The organism is Flavobacterium sp. SOK18b (genome assembly GCF_014156605.1).
GTDB classification, from domain to species: domain Bacteria; phylum Bacteroidota; class Bacteroidia; order Flavobacteriales; family Flavobacteriaceae; genus Flavobacterium; species Flavobacterium tiangeerense.
This window is the reverse complement of record NZ_QKNZ01000157.1, coordinates 1-927: the sequence shown is the minus strand read 5'-3', so window position 1 is coordinate 927 and position 927 is coordinate 1. Positions and strand designations below refer to the sequence as shown.

Annotated in this window: 1 protein-coding gene; it reads right to left on the bottom strand. The window is 35.1% G+C overall.

Annotated features, from left to right (window positions below; translation table 11 throughout):
• Positions 1-61: 61 nt before the first annotated feature.
• The gene (locus DNC80_RS15615) at positions 62-913 is read right to left on the bottom strand and encodes a DUF3078 domain-containing protein (protein WP_182652009.1); all 852 of its coding nucleotides are present in this window, start codon (positions 911-913) and stop codon (positions 62-64) included.
• Positions 914-927: the final 14 nt, after the last annotated feature.

Here is a 927-nt window from a genome sequence, read left to right as displayed (position 1 = left end):
GTTTTGCGGCATTAAAAGAAAGTGTTATTTTTGATATTTAGTGAGTATGGTGTTGATCTGTTTATAATCCGTAGTTTACACCTAAACCAAATAATTGCCCAACTTGAATGCCTTTTATGGCATTGTCATCATAAATGGCTTGCACAGCAATATTAGCTGACAAATACTTATTGATTTTCATCACCACATTCAATTGGTAATCAAAATCAACATTTTGCGGGTTGTCAAGATAATTAGAATATAAATTCAAACGGTTTTGAATTGACACATTGGTCATGACATTTACTTTGTAGTACGCAGAGATACTGGCTCCAAACTCAAAACGAGAATTATCTCCTTGAAGCACACCAAATGACGGGCCTAATTCTGTGAAATGATCGTGTACAAATATTGCTTTTGCTGCAGCAGGTGCAAAATTGACGCTTAGATTTTCGTTCTTTTTCCATAGCATACCTGGGCCCATCTGGAAATAAGCCGGAGAAAAGAAATGTGATATTTTGAGGCCGTTTTTATTATCTAAACCAGTGTCCATTTGAGTCTTAAAATTGAAGTAGGCCGAGTAGAACCAGTTTCCAGACGCTTTTTTACCCCATAAAGAGTTGATCTCTAAACGGTCATCTGTTTTAGCAATACGCTCGTTACCTTTTATTTTACTTAATCCGTAAGCCAATATGAATTTGTTATCCCAAACGACATCGTCTTTTTTATAATTGAAATCGTAGTTCAAACCAAAATTCCCAGCAATGTTTGAGGTTCCTCCACCCAGCCATTCTTTATTGTATGAAGATTGACTAAACAGTAAAGAAACGTTTCCTTTTCTTGTCCAAGCTTTGGTAGAATCCTTAGGTGTTTCTTGAGCGTTTACAACTGATAACGCAAAAATAAATACAAGTGTAAGTAGTGTTTTTTTCATATTATTAAGTTTAT